The 17,752-nt window shown below is 54.2% G+C and carries 11 protein-coding genes; 7 read left to right on the forward strand and 4 right to left on the reverse strand.

What is annotated here, in order from left to right:
• Positions 1-19 precede the first annotated feature (19 nt).
• Together rcsD and rcsB are read left to right on the forward strand one after the other, a co-directional pair.
• Complete coding sequence (rcsD, locus tag ACRDCA_RS25670) at positions 20-2,722, forward strand: phosphotransferase RcsD (RefSeq protein WP_438692503.1); 2,703 nt, start codon at positions 20-22, stop codon at positions 2,720-2,722.
• Complete coding sequence (gene rcsB, locus ACRDCA_RS25675) at positions 2,715-3,365, forward strand: response regulator transcription factor RcsB (RefSeq protein ID WP_025122830.1); 651 nt, start codon at positions 2,715-2,717, stop codon at positions 3,363-3,365. Before rcsD ends, rcsB begins: the two co-directional genes overlap by 8 nt.
• Before the next feature lie 80 nt (positions 3,366-3,445).
• On the opposite strand, the gene rcsC is transcribed toward rcsB, so the two are convergent.
• Both rcsC and gyrA read right to left on the reverse strand, forming a co-directional pair.
• Positions 3,446-6,319, reverse strand: a complete 2,874-nt coding sequence (gene rcsC, locus ACRDCA_RS25680; protein ID WP_438692041.1) for a two-component system sensor histidine kinase RcsC — start codon at positions 6,317-6,319, stop codon at positions 3,446-3,448.
• A 169-nt stretch (positions 6,320-6,488) separates the two neighbouring features.
• A complete protein-coding gene (gene gyrA / locus ACRDCA_RS25685; RefSeq protein WP_438692042.1) occupies positions 6,489-9,137 on the reverse strand; it encodes a DNA topoisomerase (ATP-hydrolyzing) subunit A in 2,649 nt (882 codons plus the stop codon).
• A gap of 222 nt (positions 9,138-9,359) precedes the next feature.
• On the opposite strand from gyrA, the gene ubiG reads away from it, so the two are divergent.
• The 4 genes from ubiG to yfaE all read left to right on the forward strand — a co-directional run bounded on the left by ubiG (position 9,360) and on the right by yfaE (position 14,376).
• Positions 9,360-10,082 carry a bifunctional 2-polyprenyl-6-hydroxyphenol methylase/3-demethylubiquinol 3-O-methyltransferase UbiG gene (gene ubiG / locus ACRDCA_RS25690; protein ID WP_438692043.1) on the forward strand — a complete coding sequence of 241 codons (723 nt, stop codon included), beginning with the start codon at positions 9,360-9,362 and terminating at the stop codon, positions 10,080-10,082.
• Positions 10,083-10,624: 542 nt separating this feature from the next.
• Complete coding sequence (nrdA, locus tag ACRDCA_RS25695) at positions 10,625-12,913, forward strand: class 1a ribonucleoside-diphosphate reductase subunit alpha (protein WP_438692044.1); 2,289 nt, start codon at positions 10,625-10,627, stop codon at positions 12,911-12,913.
• 71 nt (positions 12,914-12,984) lie between these two features.
• The gene (gene nrdB, locus ACRDCA_RS25700; protein ID WP_438692045.1) at positions 12,985-14,115 is read left to right on the forward strand and encodes a class Ia ribonucleoside-diphosphate reductase subunit beta; all 1,131 of its coding nucleotides are present in this window, start codon (positions 12,985-12,987) and stop codon (positions 14,113-14,115) included.
• Entirely contained in the window at positions 14,116-14,376 is a 261-nt protein-coding gene (yfaE, locus tag ACRDCA_RS25705) for a class I ribonucleotide reductase maintenance protein YfaE (protein ID WP_438692046.1), read from the forward strand.
• Positions 14,377-14,529: 153 nt separating this feature from the next.
• Here yfaE and ACRDCA_RS25710 read toward each other — a convergent pair whose 3' ends face one another.
• On the reverse strand, positions 14,530-15,726 hold the full coding sequence (locus ACRDCA_RS25710) for a nicotinamide mononucleotide deamidase-related protein YfaY (RefSeq protein ID WP_438692047.1): 1,197 nt from the start codon (positions 15,724-15,726) through the stop codon (positions 14,530-14,532).
• Positions 15,727-15,959: 233 nt separating this feature from the next.
• On the opposite strand from ACRDCA_RS25710, the gene tyrP reads away from it, so the two are divergent.
• The gene (gene tyrP / locus ACRDCA_RS25715) at positions 15,960-17,168 is read left to right on the forward strand and encodes a tyrosine transporter TyrP (protein WP_438692048.1); all 1,209 of its coding nucleotides are present in this window, start codon (positions 15,960-15,962) and stop codon (positions 17,166-17,168) included.
• Positions 17,169-17,209: 41 nt separating this feature from the next.
• Here the strand turns inward: tyrP and ACRDCA_RS25720 are convergent, their stop codons facing one another.
• Positions 17,210-17,749, reverse strand: coding sequence for a YfaZ family outer membrane protein (locus ACRDCA_RS25720; protein ID WP_025122822.1), 540 nt, complete (start codon positions 17,747-17,749; stop codon positions 17,210-17,212).
• Positions 17,750-17,752: the final 3 nt, after the last annotated feature.

Here is a 17,752-nt window from a genome sequence, read left to right on the forward strand (position 1 = left end):
TCAGGAATACCTAGCCATGTTGCAAGAGAGACAGCTGACCATAAACTCCCGCTACATCACCCGCAGCTTCTGGCTGTTTATCGTGTTGCTGGCCACGGCGATAGGGTTATACAGCTACAACTACACCAACGCCTACCTGACCGAGAAAAAACACGCCGTCAGCACCATTGCCAGTGTGCTGCAAAAGCGTATCGACAGCTACCGCTCGCTGACCTACCAAATCTACGATAAATTTGGTAACAGCGCATCGCTCCCTAGCGAGAGCAACCTGCAGGAAACCCGCCTGCGCCCGGATGTGTATTACGTCGAGAAGCCGCGCAGCAAAACCGATGCGGTCATTTTTGGCAATCACGACAACGCCACACTGGCGACGATTGCCAATATCTCGGAGTTCCTGGATAACCGCTGGGGAACCGAGACCGAAAACTATGCGATGTACTTTCTCAACGGGCAAGATAACAGCCTTAGTCTGGTGACGACCCAGTCGCTGAAAGAGCTGACCTCGCGATTGAAAGAAAACTACCTGACCACCTCGGTGTCGGATCGCCGCACCGAAATGCTGCAACAGGCCAATATGCTGGACGAGCGCGAAAGCTTCTCCGGCCTGCGCAAACAGCGCTTTCAGAACGCCTATTCGTTTTCTATCCGTACCACCTTTAACCAGCCTGGGCATTTGGCCACGGTGATCGCCTTCGATCTGCCGGTTAACGATATCATTCCGCTGAATATGGCCCGCGCCAATTTCCTGCTGCTGCCCGATAATGAAGAAATCGACGACAGCGTGGCGCCAAGCGAAACGGCAGTCAACGCCCAGGCCGCCTTGAAAGGCAGTTGGGTCGAATTCAGTGTTGCATTGCCCAACTCACCGTTGCAGCTGATTTACCGCGTTTCAGCTTTCAATCTGGCTATCGACCTGCTGCGTAATAATATCTGGCTACTGGCGGTCAATCTGCTGTTGCTGACGCTGTCGATGGTGGGCATTTATTTCCTCCGCCAGCAATACATCCGTCCCAGCGAAAACATTGCCGCCGAGCTGGAGTTGCAACGTTCGCTCAACCAGGAAATCATCGCCAGCCTGCCTTGCGGGCTGCTGGTTTACGACTTTGCCGATAACAGCGTGATCGCCAGCAACAAGATCGCCGAACATCTGATGCCACACCTCAGCCTGCCCAAAATTGCCCATATGGCGGAGCAGCACCATGGCGTGATCCAGGCTACGGTCAATAACGAAGTGTATGAGATCCGCATCTTCCGCAGCCAGCGAACGGCTGAAACCTATCTGTTCCTGCTCAACGATCAGGATAAAGAAGTGATGGTGAACAAACGGCTGCAACAGGCTCGGCGCGAATACGATAAAAACGTGCAGGCCCGTAAGCTGATGCTGCATAACCTGGGGATCGAGCTTAATCAGCCGGTGCGCCAAATGCATGAGTTGGCCGTGAGCCTTCACCACCCCTCAGATAGCGAGCAGCAACAGAGGTTACTCAAACAGCTCAATCTGGCCTCTGCCTCGGTATTGGAGCTGATCGACAATATCACCCTGCTCACCAGGCTGGAGACGCAGGATTGGCAACCGGTGCGCCAACCGTTCAACCCTTCGGCCCTGCTGGATGAACTGCTGCTGGACGTTCTGCCCGCCATTAATCAGAAAGGGCTGGCGCTGTTCAACCACGTTAATCTGGATGTTAACCAACAGTACATTGGCGATGCCGGTGCGCTGCGCAAAATCCTTTCATTGCTGCTGCGCTATGCCATCATCACCACGGCCTACGGTAAAATCACCCTGGAGGTGGAACAGGAAGCCGATCGCCCTGAACACCTGGTATTCCATATCAATGACACCGGAACCGGCATCTCCAATGAGGAAATCAGTAATCTGACCTACCCGTTCCTCAGCCAAACGCTGGTCGATCGCTTCGATCACGGGTCAGGGCTGACGTTTTTCCTGTGCAATCAACTGTGCAAAAAGCTCAATGGCCAGTTGGATATCCGCAGCAAGATCGATATTGGCACCCGCTATACCATTCGTGTAACGATGGAACGGGAAAAAGCAGAGGAAGAGGCGACGGAGAAACTGCTCGATGGGGTGACGGCACTGCTGGATATCACCTCCGACGAGATCCGCCGTATCGTGACTCAGCTACTGGCAGGCTACGGGGCCAACTGCATCGTGGCCGAGGAGCACCAGAACAACCGGGAATACGACGTATTGCTGACCGATAATCCGCAGCAGGCCGATGACTACACGCTACTGCTTGCCAGTGATGAAGCGGGCTGGCAGCAGCTTGATAATGGCTACATTCGCGTCAACTATAACCTGCACAGTGCCATGATTGACGCTATTCTGATCCTGATAGAACACCAGATGGCGGCACAAGAGCAGCAGGAAAACCCTGTAGAATCATTGACCGATAACGTTCAACTGTATGAAAAACAATTGAGATCAAGTGATTACTATGGTTTGTTTATTGATACAGTACCCGATGATATCAAAAAACTGTATACTGAGGCGGGCAGCGGTGATTTTGCAGCGCTGTCTCAAACTGCACACCGCCTGAAGGGCGTGTTTGCTATGTTAAATCTGCTTCCCGGCAAGCAACTGTGTGAATCGTTAGAACAGCACATCGCGGACGGTGATGCGCTCAAGATCGAGAATAACATCAGTCAGATTGATTTTTTCGTCAGTAGACTGCTGCAGCAAGGTAGCCAACAACATGAATAACCTGAACGTAATAATTGCCGATGACCATCCTATCGTACTGTTTGGCATTCGGAAGTCACTTGAGCAAATTGAGTGGGTGAATGTCGTTGGGGAGTTCGAGGACTCGACAGCACTGATCAACAATCTGTCCAAGCTGGACGCCAACGTACTGATCACCGATCTTTCGATGCCGGGTGACAAGTATGGCGACGGCATTACACTGATTAAATATATCAAACGCCACTATCCGCAATTGTCGATCATCGTCCTGACCATGAACAACAACCCTGCCATTCTCAGCGCAGTGTTAGATCTGGACATCGAAGGCATCGTACTGAAACAGGGTGCGCCTACCGATCTGCCAAAAGCGCTGGCTGCATTGCAAAAAGGCAAGAAATTCACGCCAGAGAGCGTCTCGAAGCTGTTGGAGAAAATCAACGCCAGCGGTTACGGTGACAAACGCCTCTCGCCAAAAGAAAGTGAAGTGTTGCGTCTGTTCGCCGAAGGTTTCCTGGTGACCGAAATCGCCAAAAAACTCAACCGCAGCATCAAAACTATCAGTAGCCAGAAGAAATCAGCCATGATGAAACTGGGTGTTGATAACGATATTGCCCTGCTGAACTATCTCTCTTCCGTCAGCATGACGCAGTTGGATAAAGACTAAACCGGCAGGTCACGTTGGGCGCAGCATGCAGCGCCCCTACCTGGTCACTAAAAAGGGCGCTCTTATGCGCCCTTTTGTGTTTATGGGTTTTCCGACTCGGCTCTGATGCGCCTTACCCGTTGGCTGTAATAACCCAGCGACTGTTCCAGCGTCTCCAGCGTGACCGGTTTCGACAGGCAGTTATCCATCCCGGCCTCAAGACAGCGCTGTTTCTCTTCCGCCAGGGCATTGGCCGTCACCCCAATCACCGGGGCCGTGAAGTTCGACTGGCGCAGTTTGCGAGTCAGCTCATAGCCATCCATATTCGGCATATTGACGTCGGTCAATACGATATCCACCGCGTTACGCTCCAGTACGCCAAGCGCATCGACACCGTCATTGGCAGTAATCACCTGATACCCCAGCGATGTCAGTTGATCGGACAGTAAGCGCCGGTTAATCGGATGATCGTCCACCACCAGCAGGCGAATATCTCCGTTGTCTGCCTTATTGGCCTTAACCGGTAAAGGTAGTTGTACCAATGCCTTATCATTTTCGGTCACCACACCAAACAGTCGATTCAATAGCTGAATGGCATCCCGAGGCGTAGAAGTGCTATGCAGCCAGTATCCCGGATGCGTCTCCAATGATGGCCCAATGTGCGCAATGGAGAGCTCGATCTGTGCCAACAACGGGGTATCGACCTGCATAGGATAATCGCTGAGTAAAACGTCCCCCGGTGCAGTTGGTTGCCCCTCATAGCGTGATACCGTGGCCCCGTAGCCGCCAAGAATGGCTTGCAGATAGCTTTCCAACCGTTGATTGCGAATTTGCAGCCACAGATTTCTGCCCTGCCAGGTATCGCTGGCCTGCGGCGTCGGGAACAGCGCCCCGAACAGCGGAATACGAATGGTAAACAGGCTGCCAAGACCCGGCTCTGACTCTACTGCGATGTCACCGTCCATCAGGTTGATCAGCTTTTCACAAATCGCCAACCCGAGTCCGGTTCCCTGGAAATGGCGCTGCACCCCGCTACCCACCTGGAAGAACGGATCAAACAAACGCAGCACCTCTTTTTCCGGGATGCCAACGCCGGTATCGCGCACGCTGAATTCCAGATAGCTGTCACGGGTACAGACCTGCAGGATGATACAACCGGTGTCGGTAAACTTGATGGCGTTATTCAGCAGGTTGGATAACACCTGCTGCAAACGCACCGGATCGCCATTGATACGCTCAGGTACGCCTTGTTCAATAAAACAGTACAGGCCGAGCCGTTTCTTCACCACCAGCGGCAAATAGTTGCCCGCAATGTGGGTGATCACTTCCAGGCAAGAAAACTCTCGTGGCTCGATCTTCAACTGCTCCGACTCAATCTTGGAGAAGTCCAGGATGTCGCTGATGATCTTCAGCAACAGCCCCGAAGAGTTGTTCATCGCGTTGACCAGGCGATCGACCCCTTGCGGTAACGCCTTGGTTTGCAGCAGATCCAGGTTGCCGATGATCCCGTACAGCGGCGTGCGCAGCTCATGGCTGACGGTAGCCAGGAACATCGATTTTGACTGGCTGGCCTGCTCCGCCGCCGCCGCCATTTCCTGCAGCGACTCTTCCATTTTGACGCGGGCGCTGACGTCAACCAGCACGCAGATAGCCACATCCTCATTGCGGTAGCGGGAGTGCACAAAGCTGATTTGCAGATTGTTGTTATTACTGGTCATCACATCAACAAAGTTGACCTGCTGCTCGCAAATTATGCGCGTAATGCGATCGCGGTCCTCGTTGGTCAACAGGTTGATATAGTTGTGCGCCAGCTCATTACTCAGAATGTTGGTGCCATCACTGATACGTAAAATGCAGATGCCCACCGGCGCCGAAGCCACGATTTTTCGGTTGAATTGTTCATGCTCTTCCAACCGGAAGGCATTCTCCTCCGCGGGCAGGAACATCTTGCGTTCGAACAGCCACGCCAGGCTGAACAACACCACGGCGGACAGCAGATTGAGCAGCACGGCGTTGAGGATCAGCATCCTGAAGCGTTCAACCACGCTCTTCACCGGCAATGAATAGACGATGCTGAGCGACGAAGGCGGTAGCGCCTTCTTCATGATCAGATCCTGGTAACTATCAACGTAGCCAAAATAGGTGTGCTCCTGCGGATAAACGTTGAGCGAGGAGGCATAGCGATCGCCATTGGCCAGCTGCAGCACCGATTCGTTGTTCTCATCCAGCAGATTGACCCCCACCGGCAGGTTGCTGGTGGTGACAAAGTCCTCCAGACGGATGGTCTGTTCAATCCCCAGCAGCGCTTCCAGCTTGTTGCCGACATAGACCGGTGTCATCACATACAGATAACCCACGTCAGGCCGCTGCTGGCTGGGGCTGACCCAGTAAAGGTTGTTGTCTTTATCGGCGCTGTTGGCAGCGTTGCGGTATTTAAGGATGCGCTCATGCAGCGCCTTCAACACGTTTTGCCGGTCGGAGATACCGTTGCTGCTGCCGAACTCCGTCATACACAGGCTCTCGCCGCCGATAAAAAATACCCGGTTCAGGTCATAGGCCGCGACAAAGTTTTCTTTCCAGTATTGGATCAGACCGTTTAGCGAGGTGATGGAGTCACGGTAGTTGGAATTCAGCGCACAGTTGGATTCCGGGTACAGCGGCTTTAGCTCAGGCTGGAGATCTTTACCGTTCATCATGCCGGTAAACAGTTCGAGACTCCCTACCGTGCCGTTGAGGCGGTTTTCCGCCATATATTTAATGTCGCGGATAATATCCGCCGAGTGACGAATGTAGCCCTGGGCCTGGTCAAAGTTGAGATTATATTCCTGCCTGATATCGGATTCTTTCTCATGCACGATATCCAGAATATAAAACGTGGTCAGCAGTGCGCCCAGCGACCACAGCATGAACGCCAACACCCGAAACAGATAACGGGAAATTTTTAAGGTGGTACGAAAGGAAGCTAAGTATTTCAATCTTGTACCATGCAAGAAAAAGGGGTGACGAGCATAATCATAGCAAAACAACCATCCCGTTAAGCACCGACAAACCATTGCGGCAATTAAACCATACAACTGAAAAAGGGCCTAGCATCGCTGCCAAGCCCTTTCTGATCCAACCAGACTCTACGATCGGTCGTACGTCTTAGTTCTCTTCATCCATATCGTCTACGGCGCCGGTATCCTCATCACCCTCATCGAGTGGTGTGGTATCTTCTTCCGCTTCTTCTGAACCCGGTTCAAGGCTATCAAGCTCTTCATCTTCAACCGGCTCAGCCACGCGCTGCAGGCCGACGACGTTCTCGTCTTCCGCAGTACGGATCAGGGTGACACCCTGGGTGTTACGGCCAACCACGCTGACTTCCGCAACACGGGTACGCACCAGCGTACCTGCATCGGTGATCATCATGATTTGATCGGTAGTTTCTACCTGAACAGCCCCAACCACCTGACCATTACGCTCACTGACCTTGATAGAGATAACCCCTTGGGTCGCGCGCGATTTGGTCGGATATTCCGTTACCGCAGTACGCTTGCCGTAGCCGTTCTGAGTGACGGTCAGGATATCGCCTTCACCGCGTGGAATGATCAACGAGACAACGCGATCGCCTTCGCCAAGGTTGATACCGCGTACGCCGGTCGCGGTACGGCCCATCGAGCGCACCTGCCCTTCCGGGAAGCGCACCACTTTACCGTTGGCGGAGAACAGCATGACCTCGTTGCTGCCATCGGTCAGATCGACACCAATCAGCTCGTCACCCTCATTGAGGTTAACGGCGATGATGCCAGCACTGCGTGGGCGGCTGAACTCGGTTAATGCGGTTTTCTTCACGGTACCGCTGGCGGTAGCCATAAACACATGACGGCCTTCTTCGTATTCACGCACCGGTAGAATGGCGGTGATACGTTCGTTGGCTTCCAGCGGCAACAGGTTGACGATCGGCCGGCCACGGGCACCACGGCTGGCTTCAGGCAGTTGATACACCTTCATCCAGTACAGGCGGCCACGGCTGGAGAAGCACAGGATCGTGTCGTGGGTGTTGGCCACCAGCAGACGATCGATAAAGTCTTCTTCTTTAATACGGGCGGCTGACTTGCCTTTACCACCGCGACGCTGCGCTTCATAGTCGGTCAGAGGCTGATACTTCACGTAGCCCTGATGCGACAACGTCACGACCACATCTTCCTGGTTGATCAGGTCTTCGATGTTGATATCAGACGTGTTGGCGGTAATTTCGGTACGGCGAGCGTCACCGAACTGATCGCGCATGGCCACCAGCTCTTCACGGATCACTTCCATCAAGCGGTCTGGGTTTTCCAGAATAAAGATCAGCTCAGCGATGATGTTCAGCAGCTCTTTATACTCGTCCAGCAGCTTTTCGTGCTCCAAGCCGGTCAGTTTCTGCAAGCGCAGATCCAGGATCGCCTGGGCCTGTTGCTCGGTCAGGTAATATTTACCATCACGGATGCCGAACTCTGGCTCCAGCCACTCTGGGCGTGCAGCATTATCACCGGCACGTTCCAGCATCGCCCCAACGTTGCCCAGATCCCAAGGCTGCGCGATTAACGCAACTTTCGCTTCGGCCGGAGTCGGCGCGCGGCGGATCAGTTCAATAATCGGATCGATGTTAGCCAACGCAATGGCCAACGCTTCCAGGATGTGGGCACGGTCGCGGGCTTTACGCAGTTCGAAAATGGTACGACGGGTCACCACTTCGCGACGGTGACGGACAAATGCACGCAGAATATCTTTCAGGTTCAGCAACTTTGGCTGGCCCTGATGCAGTGCCACCATGTTGATACCGAAGGTCACCTGTAGCTGAGTCAGCGAATACAGGTTATTCAGCACCACTTCACCCACGGCGTCACGTTTGACTTCAATCACGATGCGCATACCGTCTTTATCAGACTCGTCACGCAGCGCGCTGATGCCTTCAACGCGTTTTTCTTTTACCAGTTCGGCGATTTTCTCGATCAGGCGCGCTTTGTTCACCTGATACGGAATTTCATGCACGATGATGGTTTCGCGGCCGGTTTTAGCGTCCGCCTCTACCTCGGCACGGGCGCGGATATATACCTTGCCACGGCCAGTTCGGTAGGCTTCTTCGATACCGCGACGGCCGTTGATAATTGCCGCCGTTGGGAAGTCCGGGCCTGGGATGTGTTCCATCAGCCCTTCAATGCTGATGTCTTCATCCTCAATATAGGCCAGACAGCCATTGATAACTTCAGACAGGTTATGCGGCGGAATGTTGGTCGCCATGCCCACGGCGATACCGGACGAGCCGTTGACCAGCAGGTTCGGGATCTTGGTTGGCATAACGGCCGGGATCTGCTCGGTACCGTCATAGTTTGGCACGAAGTCGACGGTCTCTTTTTCCAGATCCGCCAGCAGTTCGTGGGCGATTTTCGACATGCGCACTTCGGTATAACGCATGGCTGCGGCGGAGTCGCCGTCCACAGAACCGAAGTTACCCTGGCCGTCCACCAACATGTAGCGCAACGAAAACGGTTGGGCCATACGGACGATCGTGTCATACACCGCGCTGTCACCATGCGGGTGATATTTACCGATCACGTCCCCAACGACACGGGCCGATTTCTTGTATGGTTTATTCCAGTCGTTACCCAGTACATTCATCGCGTACAGAACGCGGCGGTGCACCGGCTTCAGTCCATCACGAACATCTGGCAACGCACGGCCGACAATAACGGACATCGCGTAATCCAGATACGAGCTTTTCAGCTCTTCTTCGATATTTACCGGTGTGATTTCTCTGGCAAGGTCGCTCATGGAGCTGCTATCCCTCATACTGAATGATTCATCTGCCTTGGCATATTGCCAAAGGTGTAAAACTATATCACAAAGCGCGCTTTACGGGGAAATTACCGGCGCTGTTTCGCTGAAATGTGCAGGTCTGTGAGCTAAAAAAGCCCCGACAACAACAGCGCTGCGCCAAGCGTGCCGGAACATGTATAATCTGCGCCATAACAGAACCAGGAGCCAATAACGCCCATGAATGCTGAATCATCCCGTCACGCACCAAACGTTGATCACCAGGAAATCGCCAAATTTGAAGCTGTCGCCTCACGTTGGTGGGATCTGGAAGGTGAGTTCAAACCGTTGCATCGCATCAACCCGCTGCGCCTGAATTATATCATGCAGCGTGCAGACGGCATTTTTGACAAGCAGGTGCTCGACGTTGGCTGTGGTGGCGGCATTCTGGCAGAAAGCATGGCGCGTGAAGGCGCGACGGTAACCGGGCTGGATATGGGCGCGGAACCGCTACAGGTCGCACGTCTGCATGCGTTGGAAAGCGGTATGCAGGTCACCTACGTACAAGAAACCGTGGAAAGCCATGCACAGGCTCATCCGCAGAAGTATGACATTGTCACCTGTATGGAGATGCTTGAACACGTGCCAGATCCGGCTTCCGTGGTTCGCGCCTGTGCACATCTGGTGAAACCGGGCGGCCACGTGTTCTTCTCCACCATCAACCGCAATACCAAAGCCTGGCTGATGGCGGTCATCGGCGCCGAATACGTGCTGAAGATGGTGCCACAGGGTACCCACGACCATAAGAAGTTCATCCGCCCTTCTGAACTGATCGGCTGGGTCGACGGCACCGAGCTGCGCGAGAAACATATCATCGGCCTGCATTACAACCCGATCACCGATCATTTCAAGCTGGGCCGCAATGTAGACGTGAACTACATGGTGCATACGCAGCACGAGTAATGCCCCTCACCCTAACCCTCTCCCACAGGGAGAGGGGACCTACCGTGCCACAAATTGACACCTGCGCTTAACCACTATTCCATGCGCTGCCAAAGCTCGGCTCTCATACCTATCACGACACCGATCGGCGCCCTCGCCTTTTGGGAGAGGGAAAATGACTATCTTTGGATAAACATCTATTTACGCACTTTTGATCAAAATAGCCGATGTAAACCGTTTTTAAGAATATAAAAGCAGATCAATATGCGGTTTTTTTCTAACGTTTAATAAAGCGGCAAACGATCGCAATTTTGACAATATCAGCAAAATCTCATCGCGCTTATTGACAAGCTTGCCACCCCAGATAGGGCGCGCACTAGGAACAAACCGTAACATTTCACCCCCAAGTTATCCACAAGATAGGCAGGTTTTGTTCACTTGCCAACGGCCCACTTTATCACTATCTTGTTACCTCACCGACACACACCCCCTATATATAGTGTTTACATCCTGAGCAGAGCGACTACACTTTCTGCCTAGGGGAATCTCACGGACAGGTAAAAATGAACCAAAGCCTACTTGTAACTAAACGCGATGGCAGTAAAGAGCGCATCAACCTCGACAAAATCCACCGGGTCATCGACTGGGCCGCAGAAGGTTTAAACAACGTCTCGGTCTCTCAAGTAGAGTTACGTTCACATATTCAGTTTTATGACGGTATCAAGACTGCCGACATTCATGAAACCATCATCAAGGCCGCCGCCGATCTGATCTCCCGCGACGCACCGGACTATCAGTATCTGGCCGCCCGCCTTGCCATCTTCCATCTGCGTAAAAAAGCCTACGGTCAGTTTGAGCCACCGAAGCTGCTCGACCACGTCGCGCGTATGGTAGAGATGGGCAAATACGATAAACATCTGCTGGAAGACTACACCACTGAAGAGTTCGAGCAGATGGACTCCTTTATCGATCACTGGCGTGATATGAACTTCTCCTACGCTGCCGTCAAACAGCTGGAAGGGAAATATCTGGTGCAGAACCGTGTCAGCGGTGAGATCTACGAGAGCGCCCAGTTCCTGTACATCCTGGTCGCCGCGTGCCTGTTCTCCAACTACCCGCGCGCCACCCGTCTGGATTACGTAAAACGTTTCTATGACGCGATCTCCACCTTCAAGATCTCGCTGCCTACGCCAATCATGTCTGGTGTGCGCACCCCAACCCGCCAGTTCAGCTCTTGCGTGCTGATCGAGTGTGGTGACAGCCTGGATTCTATCAACGCCACCTCCAGTGCCATCGTGAAATACGTTTCACAGCGCGCCGGTATCGGTATCAATGCTGGCCGCATCCGTGCCTTGGGTAGCCCAATTCGCGGTGGCGAAGCCTTCCACACCGGCTGTATCCCGTTCTACAAGCACTTCCAGACTGCGGTGAAGTCCTGCTCTCAGGGCGGCGTGCGCGGCGGTGCAGCCACGTTGTTCTACCCAATGTGGCATCTGGAAGTTGAAAGCCTGCTGGTGCTGAAAAACAACCGTGGGGTTGAAGGCAACCGCGTTCGTCATATGGACTACGGCGTGCAGCTCAACCGCCTGATGTACCAGCGCCTGATCAAGAACGAAGACATCACCCTGTTCAGCCCGTCTGACGTCCCGGGGCTGTACGACGCATTCTTCGCCGATCAGGATGAGTTTGAACGTCTGTATACCAAATATGAGAAAGACAGCAGCATCCGCCAGCAACGCGTGAGAGCGGTAGAACTGTTCTCACTGATGATGCAGGAACGTGCGTCTACGGGCCGTATCTACATTCAGAACGTCGACCACTGCAACACCCACAGCCCGTTCGATCCGCAGATCGCCCCGGTACGTCAGTCAAACCTGTGCCTGGAAATCGCGCTGCCGACTAAACCGCTGGATGACGTCAACGACGAAAACGGCGAAATCGCGCTGTGTACGCTGTCGGCATTCAACCTGGGTGCGATTGAAAGCCTGGACGATCTGGAAGAGCTGGCCACGCTGGCCGTGCGTGCTCTCGACGCCCTGCTGGATTATCAGGATTACCCAATCAAAGCCGCTCACCGTGGCGCGATGGGCCGCCGTACCCTCGGTATCGGTGTCATCAACTTCGCCTATTATCTGGCGAAGAACGGCGTACGCTATTCCGATGGCAGTGCCAATAACCTGACCCACAGAACCTTCGAAGCGATCCAGTACTACCTGCTGAAAGCCTCGAACCGTCTGGCTCAGGAGCAAGGGGCTTGCCCGTGGTTCAATGAAACCACCTATGCGCAGGGCATCCTGCCAATCGATACTTACAAGAAAGATTTGGACGCGATCTGTAGCGAACCGCTGCATTACGACTGGGAAAGCCTGCGTAAAGAGATCAAGGCAACCGGCCTGCGTAACTCCACGCTGTCTGCCCTGATGCCGTCGGAAACCTCGTCGCAGATCTCCAACGCGACCAACGGCATTGAACCGCCTCGCGGGCATATCAGTATCAAGGCGTCCAAAGACGGGATCCTGCGTCAGGTGGTGCCTGAGTATGAGCGTCTGAAGAATGACTACGAACTGCTGTGGGAATTGCCAAATAACGACGGTTACCTACAGTTGGTTGGCCTGATGCAGAAGTTTATCGACCAGTCGATCTCGGCCAACACCAACTATGACCCAACCCGTTTCCCGGGTGGCAAGGTGCCAATGAAGCAGTTGTTGAAAGATCTGCTTACCACCTACAAGTTCGGTGTGAAAACGCTGTATTATCAGAACACCCGCGACGGTGCAGACGATATCCAGGAAGACATGCAGCCTGCTCAAGGCGGCGATGACGACTGTGAAGGCGGCGCCTGCAAGATCTGACGTTTGACACAGCGGGCCGGAACTCTTCCGGCCCCTTTAATTTCAGCCCGGCACTAATTGGATCCAAGCTCATGGCTTACACGACTTTTTCTCAAAACAAAAACAACCAGTTGCTTGAGCCGATGTTCTTCGGCCAGTCGGTCAACGTGGCGCGTTTCGACCAGCAAAAACATGAAATCTTCGAGAAGCTGATCGAAAAGCAGCTCTCCTTCTTCTGGCGTCCGGAAGAGGTAGACGTCGCACGCGATCGTATCGACTATCAGGCGCTGCCGGAACACGAGAAACACATCTTCATCAGCAACCTGAAGTATCAGACGCTGCTCGACTCCATCCAGGGCCGTAGCCCTAACGTGGCGTTTCTGCCGCTGATCTCCATTCCGGAGCTGGAAACCTGGATCGAAACCTGGTCATTCTCCGAGACCATTCACTCGCGTTCCTACACCCATATCATTCGTAACATCGTTAACGACCCGTCGGTGGTGTTTGACGATATCGTCACCAACGAGGAGATCCTCAAGCGTGCGAAAGATATCTCCGGCTACTACGACGATCTGATCGAGATGACCAGCTACTATCACCTGCTGGGCGAAGGTACGCATCAGGTGAATGGTAAAACGGTGGTCGTGAACCTGCGCGCCATCAAAAAGCAGCTGTATCTATGCCTGATGAGCGTCAACGCGCTGGAAGCCATTCGTTTCTACGTGAGCTTCGCCTGTTCGTTTGCTTTCGCAGAACGCGAACTGATGGAAGGCAACGCCAAGATCATCAAGCTGATCGCCCGCGACGAAGCCCTGCACCTGACCGGCACGCAGCATATCCTGAACCTGATGCGCTCGGGCGCAGACGATCCAGAGATGGCGGAAATCGCCGTAGAATGCCAGCAACAGTGCTACGACCTGTTCGTGCTGGCCGCACAGCAAGAAAAAGAGTGGGCCGAGTATCTGTTCCGCGACGGTTCCATGATTGGCCTGAACAAAGACATTCTGTGCCAGTATGTGGAATACATTACCAATATCCGTATGCAGGCCGTCGGCCTGGGCTCACCGTTCCCAACCCGCTCCAACCCAATCCCATGGATCAACGCCTGGCTGGTGTCGGATAACGTGCAGGTGGCTCCACAGGAAGTTGAAGTCAGCTCCTATCTGGTCGGCCAGATTGACTCCGAAGTCAACGCCGACGACCTGAGTGATTTCGAGCTGTAAGTGGCTATACCAACCATCACGCTGCGTGCCACCGGTACGCAGCTCTCCTGCCCCGAAGGTGAAAAATGCCTGCTCGACGTGCTCGAACTGCATGACGTGGAGGTGGAATACCAATGCCGCTCCGGCTATTGCGGTTCCTGCCGGGTAAAACTCCTGAAGGGCCAAGTCGCTTATCACCAGCAGCCTTTGGCTTTTATCAATCACGGCGAGATCCTGCCCTGCTGCTGTATGCCGCTGGTGGATATTGAGCTGGAAATCTAACTCAATAAAATAATCATCGATCACTGAATACCCTAAGAATTTCAAGTTGGCCGCTCCAGTGCATCCGTGCACTCGCGGCATTTGTACATCCCTGTACAGCACAGCTAGGCGACAACTTGAAATCCATAGGGAAAAACTGCCATCAACAAGTTTCTACTCGATAATTTCCACAATTTCCAGCCAGCTGTTGTTGCCACAAACCGGGCCGCCGTTCAGCCAGCGCCGCAGCATATCCAGTGCCAGCATCGCCACCGACTCCTGACGTAAACGTAGGCCATGGCGTGACGCACGATAGCTCACCGTCTGGCCAATACCGCCTTTAGGTGTATGTAGCGCGATGCTGACACGATCCCCTGCCATCGCGCTGACCGCCAGCACCAACTGCGCCCCAGTAAGCTGAGCCAACGATTGGGCACGCACCAGCACCGTTGCCAATGCCTCCGAACAATGTGCAGGTAACAGCTCGCCACCAGCCAACGGAGCCGCCTCACTCTGCAACTGCAGGTTGATTAGCCCGGCGGTAAATTGCTCGCTCAGCGCCAACGTCAGGTGTTGTTGTTGTAAGCGCTGCGTCAGCTCTGCCGGCAGTCCGGCCGTACCTTCAAAAATCGTATTGTCGCCCGCTACCTGCCGTACGCGCTGCCAAGCTTGTTCCATCGAGCTACGCTGCTCCTGTGGACCGGTCAGCTTCAGCTCGATAATCGGGCTGGAGGAACGGTAGCCCAATACCACGCCCGGAGGTAACGGCATGCCGTCCAGTTCGGCAGCCAAATCGCTTTCCGAAGTCCCGAAGGTGGTTAGACGAAGGCATAACGGCGGCTCAGGTAAAGTAAAGTCCTGGCGCAGGCGTGGCAGGATCTGTTCTTCTACCATCACTTTAAATTCGGAAGGGACTCCCGGCGTAAAGAACATCCGGCACTTGTTCAACGTTAAGGCAAAACCGCAGGCAGTACCGACGCGGTTATCCAACATTTCCGCGTTGGCCGGGATCTGTGCCTGTTTACGGTTGGAAGCCGCCATCGGACGGCCACGTTCAGCAAAGTAGGCCTCCATACGGGCGATCCATTCAGGATGTTCGACCAGTTCAGTCCCGCAAGCTTTCGCTGCTGCCAGCGCGCTCAGATCGTCGCTGGTTGGCCCCAGACCACCGTTGACGATCAGGACATCGGCGATATGGCTGCGTTCCTGAAGGATTTCGATCAGAGAGGAAAGGCTGTCCCCCACCGTTTCACGCCCGCTCATCGGTAAGCCTTGCTGGAACAGATAATCTGCCAGCCAGGCGGCATTGGTATCAATAATTTGCCCATGCAGCACCTCATCACCGGTGCTGAGCATTTCCACCCTTAACATTGATCTCTCCCTTATGTTCAGATCTCTCCACTATAGAAGCTTTTCATTACGTACCGAACGATATTGTTGTTGAAAGGCATTTTTTATTGCCGCTTTCGCCCGCTGCTTTGTGTAAACTTTATTGTACATCAGTCGTAACGTCGGTTTGACACAAAATCAGCAATCAACTATTCTGCCGCACTAAAAATAGGGTCGTGAAAACGCCTAAAAATCATCCAAAAGCAGAGAGTAAAGTGAAGAATCGCACGCTGGGCAGTGTTTTTATCGTGGCAGGCACCACCATTGGTGCAGGGATGCTGGCTATGCCCCTGGCGGCGGCGGGCGTCGGGTTTGGCGTAACGCTGGCACTGCTGGTTGGGCTGTGGTTATTGATGTGCTATACCGCGCTGCTGCTGGTCGAAGTTTATCAGCACGAGCAGGCGGATACCGGCCTGGGAACGTTGGCCAAACGTTATCTGGGCGGCGGTGGCCAGTGGCTTACCAGTTTCAGCATGATGTTTTTGATGTATGCGCTGACCGCAGCCTATATCAGCGGCGCGGGGGAACTGCTGGCAGCCAGCATCGCGCAATGGACAGGCCAGGAGTTCCCGGTCTATCTCGGCGTGCTGCTGTTCACCCTGGTAGCCGGGGGCGTGGTCTGCGTCGGCACCCACTCGGTGGATCTGTTCAACCGCATTCTGTTTACCGCCAAGTCGATTTTCCTGATCGTGATGCTCGGCCTGATGATGCCGCATATCCAGCAGACCAATCTGCTGACGCTCCCGTTAGAGCAAGGACTGGCGCTCTCGGCCATTCCGGTGATTTTCACCTCGTTCGGTTTCCATGGCAGCGTACCCAGCATCGTCAACTACATGGGTGGCAACATTCGCAAACTGCGGTGGATCTTTATCATCGGCAGTGCCATTCCGCTGATCGCCTACATCTTCTGGCAGTTGGCGACGCTGGGCAGCATCAGCTCCACCACCTTCGTCGGCATTCTGGCGCAACAGGCCGGGCTGAACGGTTTATTGCAAGCGGTGCGTGACGTGGTCGCGTCGCCTCATGTTGAACTGGCGGTGCACCTGTTTGCCGATTTGGCATTGGCAACCTCATTCCTGGGGGTTTCACTCGGGCTGTTCGACTTTCTGGCCGATCTGTTCAAACGCCAGGATAACGTGCGGGGCCGTTTGCAGACCGGGGCCATCACCTTCCTGCCACCGTTGGCCTTCGCGCTGTTCTATCCGCGTGGTTTTGTGCTGGCGCTCGGGTTCGCGGCAATCGCGCTGGCCGTGCTTGCCCTGTTGCTACCTTCGCTGCTGGTCTGGAAAACGCGGCGCCAACATCAGGCCAACTATCGAGTCTGGGGCGGAACGCCAGCATTGGCGCTGGTGTTTGTCTGTGGGGTGGCGGTGATCGCCATTCAGATCGGTATTGCCAGCGGTCTGTTACCCGCCGTCGGCTAAAGCGGGGAACATGGGGGCGAAAGCCCCCATAACAGGCAGAATTAGAAGCCCACACCCACGCCGATATAAGGCCCATCGGCAATCGCATTGTCACGGTTGCCGTCTTTACCTTCGATGTTGATATAACGATAACCGACATCAACGTTGAACGGACGAACATTCAAGCGCACGCCGCCATTGGCTTCGTTATAGGCTTTTGCGCCGCTGGTCATCGACTCTGGCGCAAAGTAGCCTTCGCCATACAGACTGAGATAGCGGTTGAGATCCCATTGCAATCCGCCCCCTAACGCCAGCGCGCCGCCATCCTTGCCATCCTCCGGGCTAAGATAAATCGCCTTGCCACCTACGGTAGCCGTCAAAGGTCCCACCGGCAGGCTGAAGCTCAGGCCCAGACTGCCGATATCCCCATCATGATCGCTACGGATCCAGTTGCCACTGAGCCCCAGACCCGCCGTCGAAGTTCCCAAACCTACACCAAGGTTGGTGTAATGCTCCCCTGCCTCACCGCTCACGCTGATCGCATTGGCAGAGCCAGCCACAAACAGCAAGCCTGCTGCGCACGCGACTAAAGTTTTGTTCATTAT

This window comes from Serratia sp. (in: enterobacteria), from assembly GCF_051654945.1.
Taxonomy (GTDB): Bacteria; Pseudomonadota; Gammaproteobacteria; order Enterobacterales; family Enterobacteriaceae; genus Chania.